At 62.4% G+C, this 18,012-nt stretch carries 14 protein-coding genes; 6 read left to right on the top strand and 8 right to left on the bottom strand.

All coding sequences use genetic code 11. From position 1 onward, the window contains the following. Window positions 1-30: 30 nt before the first annotated feature. The 3 genes from E0L37_RS05410 to E0L37_RS05400 form a co-directional block, all read right to left on the bottom strand. Window positions 31-966 carry an AraC family transcriptional regulator gene (locus E0L37_RS05410; RefSeq protein WP_133490757.1) on the bottom strand — a complete coding sequence of 312 codons (936 nt, stop codon included), beginning with the start codon at window positions 964-966 and terminating at the stop codon, window positions 31-33. A gap of 72 nt (window positions 967-1,038) precedes the next feature. Continuing rightward, on the bottom strand, window positions 1,039-1,329 hold the full coding sequence (locus E0L37_RS05405) for a DUF1330 domain-containing protein (RefSeq protein ID WP_133490756.1): 291 nt from the start codon (window positions 1,327-1,329) through the stop codon (window positions 1,039-1,041). A 92-nt stretch (window positions 1,330-1,421) separates the two neighbouring features. Next, a complete protein-coding gene (locus E0L37_RS05400) occupies window positions 1,422-2,210 on the bottom strand; it encodes a helix-turn-helix transcriptional regulator (RefSeq protein WP_133490755.1) in 789 nt (262 codons plus the stop codon). 122 nt (window positions 2,211-2,332) lie between these two features. Here E0L37_RS05400 and E0L37_RS05395 point away from each other — a divergent pair, with 122 nt between their 5' ends. Together E0L37_RS05395 and E0L37_RS05390 are read left to right on the top strand one after the other, a co-directional pair. Beyond that, the gene (locus E0L37_RS05395; RefSeq protein ID WP_133490754.1) at window positions 2,333-3,520 is read left to right on the top strand and encodes an MFS transporter; all 1,188 of its coding nucleotides are present in this window, start codon (window positions 2,333-2,335) and stop codon (window positions 3,518-3,520) included. 130 nt (window positions 3,521-3,650) lie between these two features. Next, window positions 3,651-5,207 (top strand): long-chain-fatty-acid--CoA ligase, encoded by a 1,557-nt coding sequence (locus E0L37_RS05390; RefSeq protein WP_133490753.1) that lies wholly within the window; start codon window positions 3,651-3,653, stop codon window positions 5,205-5,207. Window positions 5,208-5,217: 10 nt separating this feature from the next. Here E0L37_RS05390 and E0L37_RS05385 read toward each other — a convergent pair whose 3' ends face one another. Further along, a complete protein-coding gene (locus E0L37_RS05385) occupies window positions 5,218-5,952 on the bottom strand; it encodes a hypothetical protein (RefSeq protein WP_133490752.1) in 735 nt (244 codons plus the stop codon). Between the two features lie 79 nt (window positions 5,953-6,031). Further along, window positions 6,032-6,868 (bottom strand): TauD/TfdA family dioxygenase, encoded by an 837-nt coding sequence (locus E0L37_RS05380; RefSeq protein WP_133490751.1) that lies wholly within the window; start codon window positions 6,866-6,868, stop codon window positions 6,032-6,034. 281 nt (window positions 6,869-7,149) lie between these two features. On the opposite strand from E0L37_RS05380, the gene E0L37_RS05375 reads away from it, so the two are divergent. Beyond that, window positions 7,150-8,040 (top strand): AraC family transcriptional regulator ligand-binding domain-containing protein, encoded by an 891-nt coding sequence (locus tag E0L37_RS05375; RefSeq protein ID WP_370450520.1) that lies wholly within the window; start codon window positions 7,150-7,152, stop codon window positions 8,038-8,040. A gap of 113 nt (window positions 8,041-8,153) precedes the next feature. On the opposite strand, the gene E0L37_RS05370 is transcribed toward E0L37_RS05375, so the two are convergent. The 3 genes from E0L37_RS05370 to E0L37_RS05360 are packed head-to-tail and all read right to left on the bottom strand — an operon-like array spanning window position 8,154 to window position 13,826. Next, window positions 8,154-8,801, bottom strand: a complete 648-nt coding sequence (locus E0L37_RS05370; protein WP_205655584.1) for a TetR/AcrR family transcriptional regulator — start codon at window positions 8,799-8,801, stop codon at window positions 8,154-8,156. Between the two features lie 2 nt (window positions 8,802-8,803). Further along, window positions 8,804-10,522: a class I adenylate-forming enzyme family protein gene (locus E0L37_RS05365; protein WP_133490749.1), complete on the bottom strand. Its 1,719-nt coding sequence runs from the start codon at window positions 10,520-10,522 to the stop codon at window positions 8,804-8,806. A gap of 52 nt (window positions 10,523-10,574) precedes the next feature. Beyond that, window positions 10,575-13,826, bottom strand: a complete 3,252-nt coding sequence (locus E0L37_RS05360) for a carboxyl transferase domain-containing protein (protein WP_133490748.1) — start codon at window positions 13,824-13,826, stop codon at window positions 10,575-10,577. A 557-nt stretch (window positions 13,827-14,383) separates the two neighbouring features. Between E0L37_RS05360 and E0L37_RS05355 the strand changes: the two genes are divergently transcribed. From E0L37_RS05355 to E0L37_RS05345, 3 genes are all read left to right on the top strand, one after another. Then, on the top strand, window positions 14,384-15,364 hold the full coding sequence (locus E0L37_RS05355) for an NADPH:quinone oxidoreductase family protein (protein ID WP_133490747.1): 981 nt from the start codon (window positions 14,384-14,386) through the stop codon (window positions 15,362-15,364). Between the two features lie 218 nt (window positions 15,365-15,582). Next, a complete protein-coding gene (locus tag E0L37_RS05350; RefSeq protein ID WP_201303782.1) occupies window positions 15,583-17,178 on the top strand; it encodes a benzoate-CoA ligase family protein in 1,596 nt (531 codons plus the stop codon). After that, window positions 17,175-17,969, top strand: a complete 795-nt coding sequence (locus E0L37_RS05345) for an alpha/beta fold hydrolase (protein WP_133490746.1) — start codon at window positions 17,175-17,177, stop codon at window positions 17,967-17,969. The genes E0L37_RS05350 and E0L37_RS05345 overlap by 4 nt, the downstream gene beginning before the upstream one ends. Window positions 17,970-18,012: the final 43 nt, after the last annotated feature.

Genomic DNA, 18,012 nt, shown 5'->3' with positions numbered 1-18,012 from the left:
GGACAAGGCGGTGTGCCTGGAAGGTCAGAATCAGTGATGCGGCCTCAACAGGGTATGCGGTGCCCTACCGAACGCCCGCCGGAAAGCACGACTGAAATGGGAAACGTCGGTAAAACCGTGATTGAATGCCGCCTCGGTGACGCTGGCCACACGCCCCTGCTCCAGCGCCCGCCGGCTCGCTTGCAAACGCACGCGCCACACCATGCCCATGGCGGTCTGATCATGGCGGGCAAAAGCGCGGGTCACGGTGCGAGGCGACACATGGTGGGCACGGGCCAGCGCCACCAGCGATAACGACGGGTCCTCGAAGTGCGCCTCGATAAACCGGCAGAGACGGCCATGAAGATCGTTTTCAACCGCGCCGTCGAGGCGCTCGCCCTGCCATTCCAGTGCCACCGCCGCCAGGTCCAGTAACGCGAGCCCGAATTGTTCCGCCGCGCCGATCCGGTCGTCACCCACTTCCAGGGCGGCGGCTTGTTGAATCATGGTCCGCAGCGGCGCGACCCCAGGACGGTGCGGTGCCAGGGCCTGGCCAATACCGCGCTCCGCCTGGGGGAAACGCCGCAATAAGGCCCGGCGTGGAAGCCGGACCAGATAAACCCGGCCGGCTTCCAGCGTGCATTGAAATGGCCTGCCGGCGTCATAAAGAATCAGGGTACCGTCCGTCAGCGGCGTCTGATGACCATTCTGTTCCATCACACCACTGCCGGATTCAGCGAAGCCAATCCACAGATCCTCATCCGGATGAGTGCGCAGATGACTGGCCTCCCGGCTCCAGCGGTGCAATGGCGCCTCCATGGTGCTGATCGCGGCGGGACCGAGATCCCGCACCGACAGACGGCCATCAAACGGAGTCCGACTCAACAGACGGCTGTCGGCGGGAATGCAGTGCCGGCACACCACATCGTGCCAGTATTCGAAACGGCGGGGACGCTCCAGATGATCGGTGGCGTATTCCACATGCATGGGCGGACTCCAGGCGGCTCAAGGTTCGGCCAGCTTGTTAAGCTGCGCCGCGTCGACGCCGATGGCAAGCCCTCAGGCCACCCCTTTTACGATGAACACGTGCCAATCCGCGCCCTTGACCCGGTGCTGCATGGCTTCCTGGTAGGCGGGACTGTGATACCAGGCGCGTGCCGCCTCCACGTCCGGGAACTGGAGAATGACCGCGCCCTCCATGGCCGGCCCTTCCAGCACTTCCAGATCACCGTAGAACGCCAGCGGGGTGATCGGATGGTCCCCCCGGGCGGCCTTGGCGCCTCGGGCGTAAATCTCCAGTTCCGCCGGGTCATGGGTGGTTTCTTTCATCAATACGATGTAGGCGGTCATAACCTTCTCCTGATTGAGAGTCTGTTCAAGATCGATGGCATGATACGACGTTCATCCGCGCCCCAAGCAAAACAAGCGCTAATTGTTCGCGATCACACTCCGTGACCTTTGCTGTAATTACCCGAGGCGTGGTGTCTGAGATAGTCGCTAGGTGTTGCCCCCAACAAGCGGCGAAACATGCTGCTGAAGGCTCGGCTACTGCCATAGCCCAGATCCCGCGCCACTTTTTGCACGCCGTCACCGGCCAGCAAGCGCGGCAAAGCCTCGGTCAGGCGCAGTCGTTGCCGCCACTCGCCGAAACTCATACCCAGTTCCTGCGTGAACAGTCGCGACAGCGTGCGGGCGCTGGCGCCGACTTCCAGCCCCCAGTCGTCCAGGGTCCAATCCTGCCGCGGCGCCGCCATAAGGGCCTGGCAAATCACCTGCAAGCGCCGATCGCGGGGCATTGGCAAATGCAGCGGCATCGATTCGAGACTGAAAATTTCGCTCAGAATCAATGCCTGCAAACGCTGGTAGAACGTGTCCCGCCGAGGCCGCAGCTCCAGATCAACGGCCCGCAGAATCATCTCCCGCAGCAATGGGGTCACCGCCAGCACGCAACACTCCGGCATGGGCGACGGCGCCCGGCTCCGGTCAATAAACAGCGTGCGCATGCGCACCACCCCGGACATCACGATTTCGTGCTCGACATAAGGGGGAATCCACACGCCTCTGGTCGGTGGAATGACCCAGGCCCCCTGCTGACTGATCACCCGCATCAAACCGCTGGCGGCGTAAAGGAACTGTGCCTGCCGGTGAGAATGACGTGATACCCGCCAGCCATCGGAGTAATCGAGAGCAACGGCGGCGAATGGGGCACTGGAGGCGTGATCAATCAACATGTCCGTTTCGATGACTTCACTGTCTGATACGAAGATTAAGGACAATCTATCATGGAGCGCTCGAACACCCCATTGGTTTCCATCAATGCCCTCACAGCAGCCATAGCCAAAGACCAGGTGCCATGAACCACCCCAGGACCGTCATCAGATTCATCAACGCCGCCCATGTCATCGACCACATGTTCATGTTGATTTTTCCCGCCGCCGTGCTCGGCATGACCTCGGGTTTCGGGCTCGGATACGCCGAGATGATCGGCCTGTCGCTGGGCGGATTCATCGCCTTCGGCGCCTGCTCACTGCCCGCCGGATGGCTTGGAGACCTGTGGAGCCGACGCCGGATGATGCTGATGTTCTTCTTCGGTATTGGCGCAGCGGCACTGATCACCGGCCTGGCGAAGGACGTGCCGGTGCTGGTGGCCGGACTCACTCTGATCGGTGTATTTGCCGCCATCTATCATCCCGTGGGCACGGCAATGCTGGTGTCGCACGCCGAGAACCCGGGACGAGAGATCGGCATAAACGGGATGTGGGGCAACCTCGGCGTGGCGTTTGCCGCTTTGTTGACCGGCTTCCTTACCGCTCGCTTCGGCTGGCGGGCCGCGTTCATCTTGCCCGGCGCCGTGTCGATCCTGACCGGGATCGGGTTCCTGTTCTGTGTCGGCGAACATCCCCCGCCCCACCTGACACGGAATACGACGGCGCGGGACAGTGCCGGCAGCGGTATTTCCATGCGCCGGGTATTCATCGTGCTGGCCATGGTCACGGCCACCGGTGGCGTAGTGTTCAATGCCAGCACCGTGACCTACCCAAAGCTGTTTCAGGACCGTCTGGCCACGCTTATCGACTCTCCGGACACTCTGGGGATCGTGGTCAGTCTCGCCTACGCCTTCGGGGCTGTCGCACAGTTGATCATGGGCCGCCTGATCGACCGGCTGAGCCTCAAGGCGCCATTCGTTATCCTTACGCTCTGCCAGGCACCCTTACTGGTGATGCTGGCTTTCGGCCAGGGCGGCACCGTGGTTTTGTTCGGAGCCCTGTTCATGTTCGCCGTTTTCGGTCAGGTGACCGTAAACGATGCCATGGTCGCGCGTTTCGTCGCGCCGCGTTGGCAGTCACGAGTCTTTGCTTTGCGTTACTTCCTGTCGTTCGGCGCCAGTGCGGCGGCGATCCCGATGATTGCTTATCTGGAGCCGCGCCATGGCCTGCTCGGGCTCTATCTGGTGCTGGCCTGTTTCGCCACACTGACATTCGTTGCCGCGTTGATCTTCCCTGCCACCGGGACATCACGGGCGGAGGCCGCCAGCACCTGAGGCAAATCGTCGCTTTCGACGATGGCTCGGCCATCGTGGCTCTTCTAGTTTCAGAAGCGCTGTCCGGTCCGTCACCGATCCGCGAACCCGGACCGCGGGACCCGCTAACAATAAAACGCCAGGAGGCCCCATGTACCTTACTCAGCCCTTGCACAAAGCGCTTCTGGAAGTGCCTGAACGCACCGCCACTGTGTACGGCGACCGACGGCAAAGCTACCGCGATCTGGTTTCGCGGGTTTCGCGGCTGGCGGGCGGTTTGAAGGCACTGGGGCTCGGCACCGGTGACCGTGTCGCCATTCTGAGTCTCAATTCCGACCGGTACATGGAAGCCATCTACGCGACTTTCTGGGCCGGTGGCGTGATCAATCCGGTCAACATCCGCTGGAGTCCGCAGGAAATCATTTACTCCCTGGACGACTGCGACAGCACTATTCTGGTAGTGGACGATACCTTTTTGCCTTTGCTTGAGGAACTGCGGCAAGGGTCCCGCTCGTTGAAAACCGTCATTTATGCCGGCGATAAAAGCGCCCCCGCCGGCACCCATGATTTCGAAGCCCTGATCGCCGGCAGCACGCCGGTGGCGGACACCCATCGTCACGGCGATGATCTGGCGGCGGTGATGTACACCGGTGGTACCACCGGCAAACCCAAGGGCGTCATGCTCAGCCACACCAACCTGTACATTGACGGGTTGGGTTCCCAGGCGGTGTCCGGCATGCCCTACCGCTCGGTGACGCTGCACGCGGCACCGACTTTCCATGTGGCCGGAACAGGGTTGATCCTGCAAGCCACGGCGCGTCTGAATACCAGTGTCATCATTCCCATGTTCGAGCCGTTGGCGGTGCTGAAGGCGATCCAGCAGGAGCGCATTCTGGAGGCCTTCCTGGTGCCCACCATGATCCGCATGGTGTTGAGCCATCCGGACTTCGCGCAATACGACCTGAGCAGTCTCAAACATCTGCTTTACGGCGCGTCGCCAATCGACAGCACTTTGTTGAACCGCGCCCGTGAGGCATTGCCCCAGGCCCGCTTCCTGCAAGCCTACGGCATGACGGAATTGTCCCCGACGGTCTCCATCCTCACTCCGGACTGGCACACCGAGGAAGGTTTCCGCAGCGGCAAGATGATGTCCGCCGGCCGTCCTTTACCAATGGTGGAAATGCGCATCGTCGACGACAACGATGAGCCCGTGCCAGCCCGGACCCGCGGAGAGATCGTGGTGCGCGGCCCCGTGGTCATGCAGGGTTACTGGAACAAACCGGAACAAACCAACGACGCCCTGCGCGGCGGCTGGATGCACACCGGTGACGCCGGCTACATGGACGAAGACGGCTTTGTCTATGTGGTCGACCGGATCAAGGACATGATCGTCACCGGTGGCGAGAACGTTTATTCCGCCGAAGTGGAAGAAGCGGTACTGCAGCTACCGCAAGTGGCCCAATGCGCGGTGATCGGCATTCCCGATGGCGACTGGGGCGAACGTGTCCACGCCGCGGTGGTATTGCAGGATGGAGGCGCGCTGGAGCTGGATGAATTGATGGTCCACTGCAAAACGCTGATCGCCAACTACAAGATTCCTCGCAGTCTGGAAGTGCGCACCGAGCTGCCGTTGTCTCCCGCCGGCAAGCTGCTCAAGTACAAGCTGCGCGAGGAACACTGGGGCGGACGCGAACGGCAGGTCAGTTGAGCCGCCTTTGCTATTGATCATCAATGGTGAACGACAACGAGCCCAGCGGCCCGTAGTCAGCGCGGTAGACCCCTGGCACGAACGCCAGCGGCTTGCCCACGGTGCCGGTCATCAGCAGTGTTTCGCCGTCCAGAGACCAGCCCAGCTGGCGCGCCTTGTCGAGCATCCATTGTGATCCATCAACGGCACCGCCAAGGGAACTGTTGGCCGGTGCCTCCAGCAACAGCGCCTCATCCCGGTACAGTTCAATCCGGATGGTGTCCAGACTGGCCAGCGTGGCGTCATTCCATGGCTGTGTTTCTCCCACCAGAAAGGCATCCGCACCCAGATTGATCGCCGCCAGATTGGGCGGCGTCAGGTCCTCCGACCGGGCGAAATCCACATTGACGAACTCCAGCGCCGGCGCCACCGACACCGGCCGCCCTCCGGCATCCACGAAAACCGCCAGCTCGCACTCGATCATGGCCTTGCCACGGCGGGACAGACGAGCCCCCGATTGCAGACGTCTATTCGGATAAAGATGCCCCAACATGACCTCATACAATCCCAGATGGGCTTGTATACGCGGGTCGGTCAGCCCTGCTTTCAGCGCGTGGAGGGCCTTCTCCCCGACCACGGCTTGCGCCAGCTGACGCGCCAGTTGATAGCCTTCCATCTCGGTCAAACCCGGCGGTAGTGGCGGCAATGTCTTGTGCCGGCAAACCGCCTCCGCCAACAGCGGCACGAATGAAGTCAGGTCAGTCATAACAGCCGCCTTTGTAGTGCTATTGGCCGGAGGCGTGGCGTTTGGATCATGCGATCAGGTCTCTGTTTTAATCAGGGGGCTACTTGATGACCGTCCGGTGCAGTACCCGCTCATGGCCTTCATAGCCACCATTGGCTTTATGCAAAACCGCCCGGTTATCCCACATCACCAGCATGCCCGGTTGCCATTCATGCTGATACTGGAATTGCTCACGGGTTTGCCAGCGATACAGGTCCATCAACAGCGCCATGCTGTCGTCCGGATCCATGTCCTGGAATCCGAGGATGTAACCGATACAGCCGAAGATCGACTCATTGCCTGTTTCCGGGTGCGGGCGGATGATTGGGTGCGGTTGCACTTTGTAGGCTTCATCGGAGGCCAGGATCTTGAATCCTCTCCCCTTCCCGGAATCCTGCTCGCCATAGATCCCGTCCGGCGCGTAGGCCCGCTGCGCCGAGTGCAAGGCCACCTTATCCCGCAACCGCCGCCGCAGTTCCTCCGGCATTTCCCGTAATGCCAATTCCTGGTTAATGAAATCCGTATTCCCACCATGAGGTGGAATAGTGATGCCATACAGAATAGTGGCCGCCGGCGGAGTTTCACCGAAGCTCCAGTCTGTGTGCCAGCTGTCGGCGAAAATCGGTGACGTTTCATCGGCGGTGCGGCGCAACTCGATGATATTGGGCCGGTCTTCCATGGAAGCAATGTAGGGGTCGCCGGCGAAGTCACCGAAATAACGGCTGAACCGTTCCAGGTCATCATCCGACAAACTCTGATCGGGGAATACCACTACCTTGTGTTCCAGCCAAACCTCGCGGACCGCAGCCACCGTGGCCGAGTCCAAGGGGCGGGACAAATCCAGTCCGTTAATCATGGCGCCGCAGGCGGCACCGGTGGGGCTCACGGTGAATGACATTACTCGCTCCTGTTCTATTTATCATGTGAACGACTATGCGGGAGCCCGCCGGCCAATACATTGCTGGAAAGCGAGCATTATTTGCAGTTGACGACACCTGTCCGCCCCGCCACTAACCGTGTCCGGCCCGCTCTGGTTATGCTTGGCTGAGCAGGAGGCAAACCATGAATCATTTTCACGTGGCCCATTTGTGGGTTTCCGGACTGTTGCAAGCGTTCGAGAAAGTCGGCCTCGATACCCGGCAACTGGGCACCGGAATCCATGAGATTCGTTAAGGGCAAATTATCGACGGCCATCACCTCGGCATCGAAGCCACCCGCACCCTGTGGCATCGCGCCAGCGCCATCAGCCATAACCCACTACTCGGCATCGACGTGGCGCGCCGCCAGAGCCCGCGCACCGGCGGTGTGCTGCTGCCGATCATGCTGCACAGCCCGACCGCACTGCAGGCATTACGCCACATGGTGGACTACCAGCCCCTGCTCAGCGACAGTGGCCAGTACCGGATCCACCCGGTGTCCACGAACCGGCTGGTACGCTGCGAATACGTTCCGGCACCGGATGCCGTGGTGGTCTCCAATCAACAGGTGCTGTCCATTGTCACGCAAACGCTGGGGCTGCTGCGCACGGTCACCAATCATCGACTCCGGGTGCGGCGTTTCTTTGTCCCCGAAGGGATGGCGGCGGAACCTATCGGCCAGGCGTTGAACTGCCCCTGCCTGGGCCATTCCGGTAACTTCTTTCTGGAAATGGATGGCGAGGCCATGGCGGCACCGGTCAGTGAACGTGATGAGCACCTCTACCAGATCAATCTCAGTTACGCTGAAGGGCTGATTCGTGCCAAGCGCCGCCGGCAAACCTTCATCGACGGTATCAAGGAACTGATTGATGACGACCGGCCGGCGCTCCGCACCATTGACGATGTGGCCCTGGCACTGGGGTTGCACAAACGCGTGCTGCAACGTCACTTGCGTGAACATGACACCAGCTTTCGGCAACTTAAGATCTCCGTGCTGAAAACCCGCACTCTGCAACGCATGATCGTTCAGGGCTGGCGCACCGATAGTATCGCCGAGGAATTGGGCTACGCCGACCTCAGTACCTTTCATCGCGCCTTCAAGAACTGGTTTGGGGTGTCCCCCCGGCGCTTCAGAGAGCAGCCGCATGTGTAAGAGCCCGCTCTGTTCAACCGCTAGAAGTGCCATCAGGTCGTGATACAGCCCCACGGTCCAGATGAAACTGCAGGAGGGATCGTCAAACCTTGCCTCGTATCCCGATACCGTTGTTATCCACGCACGCCGATCAGTCTCAGATAAATGGCGGTGAACTCTTCCACCTTCTGTTCGAAGGCGGCGTCGTCGTCGGGCAGCTCTCGCGCGAAGCGGGTGAAAGTCGCGTTCATCACCCCCGCCAGCAACTCCGGGTCGGCCACCGGGTCGGCCCGGCCTTCCGCCACCAACCGTTCGACATAATGTGCCATGCGCCGGGCCGGGCGACGCCGCATCTCGTCACGCATGGCACGCACTTCCTCATCCCCTTCCGCTTGGTGCTCCACCACCGTGAGCAGCGCCGCGTTGGCGGCATGGGCGGCAAGGAAGGCGCGGGTAGCGGCTCGTCCCAGTTCGTAGGGATCGTCAATGCCGGGGAATTCATGGGCGGCAAGAAATTCGTCGCGTAACGCCGCGACGACTTCGAGGAAGGCCTCCCGCTTCGAGGCAAAGTAGGCATAGAACGCTGGCCGGGAGACCTCGGCCTCGGCGGTGATCGCGCCAATGGAGGTGCCGCCGTACCCGGAGCGGGCGAAGGCCCGGGCCGCCGCCTCCAACAGCACCGTGCGCATGGGGTGTTCCTCCCCTGCCCGGCGCCGACGCGCCACCGCCCAGGCCGGCCGACTCTTTCCGCAAGCCGGTTTCGTGGCACGATCGGACATCATTGCTACTCCCTTCCCAACTCCTTCAGGATTCGCGCACGTAACTTGTACTTCTCGATCTTATTGGTGGGAGTACGTGGAATCTCATCAATCAGCCGGATATAGCGCGGCCGCATGTATTTGGGCATGGTCTCCGCGGCGAAGTCGTGCAAGGCCTGCTCACTGAGCCGCGCACCATCCGCCGCCGTCACATAAGCCACCACGTCATCCTCATCGCCCTCACTGCTGGCGATGGCGAATACCGCGGCCAGTGCCACCGAGGCATGTTGATTGAGCAAATCCTCCACCTGGAATGAGGACAGGTTTTCGCCACGCACCCGAATCCGGTCACCCAGGCGATCCAGGAAGGCGAACATGCCATCTTCCAGTTGCACCGCCGCGTCGCCGGTATGAAACCACAGGTTGCGCCAGGCCGCCACGGTGGCCTCCGGCTTGCCCAGATACTCGCTCATGATCAGGCCTGGCAGTTTCGGCCGCACCGCCAACTGGCCCGGTTCGCTGGGGCCACATCGCTGGTCCTGGTGATCCAGCACCGCCACTTCCATGAACGGCGTCGGATCCCCCATCAGCCGTCTGGGCCGATTCTCTCCGCCGGGCAGGACCGCCATGCCCGCCGCCGCGGCCCGCTGTTTAACCTGCTCGTGGGAGCGCCCCCGGTACAAGTCCGCCGGCGTGCCTTCACCTTCGGCGGTCTCCTCGAACAGCAGGCCAAGCGGTGAACCCGACTCGGTTTGTCCAAACCCGGCGGTGACAAAATCCAGCCCGAACCGGCGCGCCACCAGAGCGTGATGCTCAGGCAACGGCTGCATGTGCACCTTGTTCAGGGTATTGCGCCGGTCATCCGGTCCTTCCGGCGCCTTGGTCAACCAGGGAATCATCACATCCAACAGAATCGCCGTGGTCGCTCCCCGGGAGGCGACACGTTTCCAGAAATCACCGGGACTGAAACGGTTCCACACCGCCACTTCACAGCCCACCCAGGCGGCGCGCGCCACATTGGCGATGGCCCCGCCGACGTGGTACAGGGGCAGATCGTTGTAGACCACGTCGTCCGGGGTCAGCGGTTGCCGCAGTTTGAACGTGTACTGCGCCATCCATCGGTATGGCTGCAGTACGCCCTTCGCCGGTCCGGTGGTGCCGGAGGTATAGACCACGTTCGCCGGATCATCAAAGGAGATGGTGATATCCGGCCGCGCGGCCGGCGCCATGAGTGACGCCCAGGACGACTCGGCGAAACGGCTATCGACCTCCTCACGGTGACTCACATGATCGTGAGCATCGGCCGGTGGATCGTAGACGATCACCGACGGCGCCGCCGCCAGATCACCGGCGACCTGATTGACCGCGCCCAGCAGGGCCGGATCCGTCACCAGCAGTTTCGGCGCGGTGTCATTGAGCTGGTATGAGAGCAACCGCCCGGTGTAACTGAAATTCACCGGACAGTACACGGCTCCGGCCTTCCAGATGCCGAACATCATCAGCGCGCTCACCATGGGGTTCAAGGTGAAGACGCTGACCCGGTCCCCCTTGGCAATACCCAGAGCAGCAAGGTTACCGGCGATGTGGTCGGTACGTTCGCCGAAGTCCGCGTACGTGAGGGTGACGTCATCCTCGCCATAATGGAAGAACGGTCTTTCCCCGGCCACCTTCGCCCAGTGATCAAGCCGTTCGGTAACGATTTCGCCGTCTTCCCGCAGCAAGGCGGTCAGTTCCGTCTCGTTCATTGTTGCTCTCCCGAATCAAAGTCTGAGTTGTTGTTCTCACGCCGCTTTTGAATCATGGCCTGGCACCGAATGAGGGCGGTCCGACCTGATCGGGCAGCAATCGATAGGCATCGCGTACCCAATCGCAGAGCAAGGCACGGCTGTCACGGGGGTCGATAAGGTCCTGGGCGCCAAAGTGCTCCGCGGTACGGAACGGCGACGAAACCGCCTTCAGCTCCGCGGCGATCTCGGCGATGGTGGCGGCCGGATCGTCGCTGGCTTCGATCTGCGCGCGGAACGCGGCCTCGATGCCTCCCTGGACCGGCAGCGACCCCCAGTCACCCGACGGCCATGACCAACTGCGGCTGGCGCGGTGACGATTGATGATGCCGGCACCGCCAACGCCGTAGACACGGCGCAGAATGATCTCGGCCTGCGGTACCCGCGCCTGATAGACGGCGGCGATGGCCCGCGCTCCCGCTCGGATAGTGGCACGGCGTTCCGCCACCGAACCGATGGTCATGCCGGCCTGGTCGGTGAGACTGACGATTGGCAGATGGAAAGTCTCGCACAGGTCCACCAGACGACCCACCGCCTGCGCACCTTCCACCGACATGGTGGCGCCCCGCATCGGATCCGACGCGATCACGCCCACCGGATGACCGTCAAGGCGCGCCAGGGCGGTGACGATACCGTCCCCGTACTCGGCGTAGGTGAACACGGATCCAGCGTCGAAAATGGCCTCCAGAATCGGCCCGATGGCGTACGGGTGCCTCGGGTTGCGCGGGATCGCGCTCAGCAGCGCGCTTTCCCGGCGCGCCGCCGGATCCAGCGACGACACCACCGGCGGAAGCTCGAAGGCGCTGCCGGGCAAATATCCCAGGAACGTCCGGATCACCGCGAACGCAGTGGCCTCATCGGGAACGATGCGTTCCACCGAGCCGGTACCGCGGTGTATGTCGGCACCGCCCAGTTCCTCCTTGGTCAGGTCCTCACCGGTACCGCCACGCACCACCGGCGGCCCCGCGGTGAACAGCTGCCCCAACCCCTCGACCATCACCGCCAGATGCGACATCACCAGACGCGCCGCTCCCAGCCCGACCGTCGGGCCGAGGCAAGCCGCCACCACCGGCACCAGGGAGAGGTTGTCCACCACCGCGTCCCAGGCCGGGTTGACCGGGATATAAGTGAAGCCGTTCTCCCGTGCCGTCTTGACGCTGCCGCCGCCACTGGCGCCATCGAGCAGACGCACCACCGGCAAACGCATCTCGCGCGCGTAGCGCTCGGCATAGATCTGTTTATCGTGGATCGCGGCATCGCCAGACCCACCACGCACGGTGAAGTCGTCCACGCCCAGCACTATCTTGCGGCCTTCCACCGTGGCCGTCCCGGCGACGAAGTTGGCCGGCAGGATGCGCTCGGCGCGACCGTCCACATAGTCCACAAAACCGGTCAGGGCGCCGATTTCGCGGAAACTGTCCGGATCCGCCAGCGCGGTGACACGCTCCCGTGCGGTCAACTTGCCCGCCACCCGTTGCCGCTCGACCTTGGCCTCTCCCCCCATGGCCTCGGCGAGTTGGCGGCGGCGCACGATTTCCGCCACTTCCGCCGACCAGTCTTCCACCACCGTTTCGGCAACCGGCGCCCCGCTATGCTCCACCGGGCTGCCATAAACAAGCACATCCCCTTCGTCGACAAAGTCACCGGCCGCCGCGACGACGCCGTCGATACGCATGGACTCCGTCGCGCGGATCACGTGCTCCATCTTCATCGCCTCGACCACCAGAAGCGGCGCGCCCGCCGGCACCACATCACCCGGCGCCACGTCCATCTTCAACAGCACCCCACCCAGGGTTGAACGAACCGAACAGGCGCCATCCGGTACCTGAGGATGGAGAATGTCGCGCCGTTCCTGCCCGATTGCCGCCACCGGAGCCCCCCTTCCCGGTCGGCGGTGGGAGAGTAGCGCCGGCAAATTCTGATCCAGATAGCCGGTATCGAACCGTCCCCGCACGAAGTCCGGCTCGGTGACGATCCCGTGGACCAGATCCAGATTGGTGGGCACCCCCTCGATCCCGAACTCCGCCAGGGCCGCCGCCGTCCGCCGGGCAGCGGTGACGAAATCATCACCGTGACCGATGACTTTGGCGATCAGGGAGTCATATCGGGGGCTCACCCGGTAGCCCGCGTAGCCATAGGTGTCCACGCGCAATCCGGGTCCGGAAGGCAACGCGAAACCGTGGATGACCCCGCTGCCCGGGCGGGGCGAGCCATCGACGTCGAGGGTTTCGAGATTAACCCGGGCCTGAACCGCGAACCCTCTGGGCAGCGGCGGCTCGGCCAGGCCGATATCCGGCAGCCGCGCCCCGTTCGCGATACGCAGCTGGGTCGCCACCAGGTCCACTCCGGTGACCTGCTCGGTGACGGTATGTTCCACCTGCAGGCGCGGGTTGGCCTCCATGAAGAACACCTCATCGCCGTCGACAAGGAATTCAAAGGTTCCCAGTCCGCGATAGTTCAAGGCCCTGGCAAGCTGCAATGCCGCGGCGACGATGCGGTCGCGCTGGTCGGCCTCCAGCGCCGGACTCGGGGCGATTTCGATGAGTTTCTGATGGCGGCGCTGGATACTGCAGTCGCGCTCGCCCAGATGCTGGACGCTGACGCCGTCGCCCACCACCTGAATCTCGATATGTCGGGGATTACGGGCCAGACGTTCCACATACAGCGCATCATCGCCGAAAGCCTGTGCGGCCTCGGAGCGGCATCGTTCGAACGCGGAGGGCAATTCAGCACGATCGGTAACCGCGCGCATGCCACGCCCGCCGCCCCCGGACAGGGCTTTGATCATCACCGCTCCGTGCTCACTGGCGAATGCTTCCGCCTCGGCCAGCGTGGTGGCGCCAGTGGTGCCAGGCATGACGGCGACGCCCTGCTCCATGGCGAAGGCCCTTGCCCGTGCCTTGTCCCCGAGCATCGCCAGGGTATCCGCGCTCGGGCCTATGAACACCACTCCGGCCTCGGCACAGCGGTGGGCGAAATCCGCATTCTCGCTGAGAAATCCGTAGCCCGGATGAATCGCGCCGCAACCGGATGAGAGCGCGGCTTCGATCAGGGCACTGGCATTCAGATAAGCGGCCACCCCGGTTCCCGCGAGCACGACCGCCTCATCAGCGCGATGAACATGCAAGGCGTCTTTGTCGTCCTCCGGAAACACCGCGACGGCCCGCCCTCCCATCTCATGAATCGCCCGGATAATGCGGACGGCGATCTCTCCACGATTGGCGACCAGCACACTGATCGCACCCTGGTCTGTGGTCTCGGCCATGAGCACCTCTTTATTGTTGACATTAGTGTCAACGAACTATGCTGGCCGACCATTTAATGCGTCAAGGCCTTTTACGTTTTTCAGGATTGCCCCACCCGCCTGCGCCGGTTGGCCAAAACCATGTGCTCTTCCCGCGTATCGGACCGGTTCCGCCGTGTACAACGTCCCGTCCCTGGCGTTACATCTTTACCTTCAAGCTCTTAGAGCCTGTTTACGATCTTTACGCCGCCGCGCCGGAGTTCCCTTCTCTCCTGGTGGAAAGTGTCGTCAGGCCGTGATTTCGATTGTGCTATGTAGTCCGTCTACATGAACAAGTGTAATCGCGGCCTGGCGGAAAAATACCCGGAGGGCACAGGGGGGGGGCCGGCCCATCGGGTTGCACTGAAAAAGCCGCCAGACGACGCCCCGGCCTTTGCCTTTGGCCCCAAAGCCTGCAGTCCGTGACGCCCTCTGGCGGCTTTTCCTGCAGCAACGCGGTGGTGTAAAGATCGTGAACAGGCTCTTAGCCCCGACCTTCACCGCGGCCCCGAAGCCGCCGGACAACAGGAACCCGGATCATGAAAAAAGTGATCGCCGAATCGCTGTCATCCATCACCGACTATCAACTGATCGAAACCGAGCGGCCCAGCCCCGGCGAGGGGGAGATTCTGATAGGCGTGGCCGCCTGCGGGCTCGGCTACGTGGATTCTCTGGTCGCCCTGGGCCGCTACCAGGTAAAACCCGCGCTACCGCACACACCTGGCCGCGAAGTAGCGGGCCGGATCCTGGCAGTGGGCGCCGGTATCGAGGCCCCGCGGGTGGGAGAACGGGTGATGGCCACCGTCAACGGCGGCCTGGCTGAGTACGCCCTGGCCCCGGCAGCGGAAGTCCGACCTATACCGGACGCCATGACGTTCGCCGAAGCCGCCGGCTTTCGCGTCAACTACCTGACCGCGCTGCACGGGCTGGTCGACCGGGCCCAGTTGCAGCCCGGGGAAACCGTGGTGGTGTTTGGCGCCGCTGGCGGTCTTGGCGCCGCCGGCGTGCAGGTGGCCAAACGGCTCGGCGCTCGTGTGGTGGCGGTGGCGTCTTCCAGGGAAAAACGGGCGTTCTGCCAGAAACTGGGTGCCGATCAGGTGTTGGATAGTGAGCCGGATGGCTGGCGGGAGCGGCTGCGGGCCGCCTGCGGCGGCACGGCACCGGACGTGGTATTTGATCCGGTGTGCGGTCCGTTATTCGAACCGGCGTTCCGTTCTCTGCATTGGCGTGGACGCCATCTGATCCTCGGCTTCACCGGTGGGCCGATCCCCTCACTCAGGGTGAATCTGCCACTGATGAAAGGGGCGGGCCTGATCGGCGTGGATGTCAGACAGTTCCTGGAAAAGGAGCGGGCGCGAGGCCATCAGCACCTGGCTCGGTTGCTGAGCTGGGTGATGGAAGGTGATCTGAAACCACCGGTCGGCCGCGTCTTCCCGCTAGACGCCTTCATGGAGGCACTGGAGTTCGCTCTGAGCGGCGCCGGGTTGGGTAAAACCGTGGTCGCCATCGCTGAGCCGTAAACACCTTTGGCCACCGGACGGGGTGGCCCTTCTTTCCCAATGTCTTATCTCAAAAATCGCATTATATTTCATAATGCATATTATAAATCAATAACCAAGCCCGGCCTTACCTCTTGCCCCTGTCGATTCATGCATTATAGTACATGTCAGTGTACTGGCTGTACCTAGCACCGAATCGATAACCACAACAATCTCGACAGCAAGGGAGAGAAGCCGACATGACACAAGCCAAGGCTATGCGCGAGCCCGCCGCCGAGCCCCTGCCCCGCCATTTCAACGCCGCCGAACACTTCATTGACCGTCACCTGAAAGAAGGTCGTGCCGGAAACCTGGCGATCATCGACCGCGACGGTGAAATGACCTACGCACGCCTCGCCGAACGAGTAGCTCGGGCGGCCGCCATGTATCATGCCCTGGGGCTGCGCCAGGAAGACCGGGTGGCTCTCGCCATGTCCGACAGCGCTGACTATCTGGCCTGTTTCTGGGGCGGCCTGAAAGCCGGAGTGGTGCCGGTCTGTCTGAACACACTGCTCACCCCGACCCAATACCGTTACATCCTTGGCGACTGCCGTGCCCAGGTATTGATCGTGGAGCAGTCCCTTTATGCCCAATTCGCTGAGTTGATCCCGGCGCTGCCCAACCTTGAAAAAGTAATCGTGGTGAATGGCCGGGAGGCGAATCACGACACTCTGACGGAACTGCTCGACAGCGCTTCACCGGAGAGCCACTGGGCCGGGACCACCTGCGACGATATCGCTTTCTGGCTCTATTCCTCCGGTTCCACCGGCAATCCCAAGGGTGTCCCTCATCGTCACGCCAGTCTGTACTGGACCGCCGAGTTGTACGGCAAGGGCGTACTGGGTATTCAGCCCCATGACCGTATTTTTTCCATCGCCAAACTGTTCTTCGCCTACGGTTTGGGTAATGGCATGACGTTTCCACTTTCGGTGGGCGCCACCACCATCCTCTACGATGGCCGCCCGACCCCGGCCGCGGCACTGGAGATCATGGAACGGCACCAGCCGACGATCTTCTGCGGCGTGCCAACGTTGTACGCGGCACTGCTGGCCGATCCCCAACTGGCCCGACACCCCGGCTCCAAAGCTTTGCGCCGCAGCATTTCCGCTGGTGAGGCGCTGCCCAAAGAGACTGGCGAACGCTGGGAAAAGCGTTTCGGCTCCCCCATTCTCGACGGCGTCGGTTCCACCGAGATGCTGCACATCTATCTGACCAATCAGCCCGGTGATGTGCATTACGGTTGCTCCGGCCGTGCCGTACCCGGCTATCAAGTGAAACTGGTGGACGAAAGCGGCAACGACATCGAAGCGGCCAACCAGATCGGCGAAATGCTGGTGAACGGCCCGAGCGCCGCCAGCGGGTATTGGAATCAGCGTGATAAAAGTCTGCGCACCTTCGTTGGCGAATGGACCTGTACCGGCGACAAGTACTATCGCGACGAACAGGGCCGCTATCACTACTGCGGGCGCGGCGACGACATGTTCAAGTCCGGCGGCAACTGGGTATCTCCGTTCGAGGTGGAATCCACGTTGATGCAACACGAAGGTGTCATGGAAGCGGCGGTGGTGGCGCGCAGTGACGACACCGAAAATCTCAAACCGGCGGCGTATGTGGTCTTGAAAACAACCATCGACGACGAGGAAGCCTTTGCCAGGGAACTGCAGGACTTCGTGCGCTCGCGCATCGAGCTGTGGAAATACCCACGCTGGGTGTACTTCGTCGACGAGTTACCCAAAACCGCCACCGGCAAGATCCAGCGCTTCAAACTGCGAAACCGGGAACAGGTGCCGGCATGACCCTCGAATCTTTAGCAGTCAAAGGCACACGGTTGGAAGCGGCGTGGTTCGGCCCGCCGCCGGATCAGGCCGCTACTCTGGTGCTGCTCCACGAAGGACTGGGTTGCGTGGCGCTGTGGAAAGCATTTCCCCAGCATCTGGCGGAATTGACCGGATGTGGCGTGCTGGCTTACAGCCGTGCCGGCTATGGCGCTTCCGACCCGGTCACTCTGCCCCGCCCATTGAGCTACATGCACGAAGAAGCCCGCGAGATTCTGCCCCGGGTACTCGACGCCGCCAACGTGCAGCGGGCGGTGCTGGTCGGACACAGCGACGGCGCCTCCATCGCCCTGATCAATGCCGCGACGGTGGTCGATCCGCGAGTACGCGGCCTGGTTCTGATAGCGCCCCATGTTTTTACCGAACCGATCGGCCTCGACAGCATCCGTGGCGCCCGCGAAGCCTATCAAAGCGGCCCTTTGCGCGAACGGCTGGCCCGCTATCACCGACATGTTGATGTGGCGTTTCGGGGCTGGAACGAGGCCTGGCTGGATCCGGATTTCGCCACCTGGAATCTGCGGGGGTTCATACCCGGCATCCACTGCCCTTCCCTGCTGCTCCAGGGGCGCCAGGACCAGTACGGCACCCACAAGCAGCTGGATGCTATAGAGGCCGATTGCTCCGGGCCCTGCCGGGTGGTCTGGCTGGATCACTGCGGCCATTCCCCTCATCGCGAGCAGCCCGAGGCCACCTTGGAAACGATCCGGCATTTCGTGACCGATCTTGGCCTGACCGGCTTCCCGCCAACCTGAACCAGGAACTATAAGTCATTTTTTCTTGCCACTTTCGGAATTT

It is taken from the genome of Alcanivorax sp. 24 (genome assembly GCF_004360225.1).
In the GTDB taxonomy this organism is placed as follows: Bacteria; Pseudomonadota; Gammaproteobacteria; order Pseudomonadales; family Alcanivoracaceae; genus Alloalcanivorax; species Alloalcanivorax xiamenensis.
The sequence above is the reverse complement of the archived record's forward strand: the minus strand, read 5'-3'. Positions and strand labels throughout refer to the sequence as shown.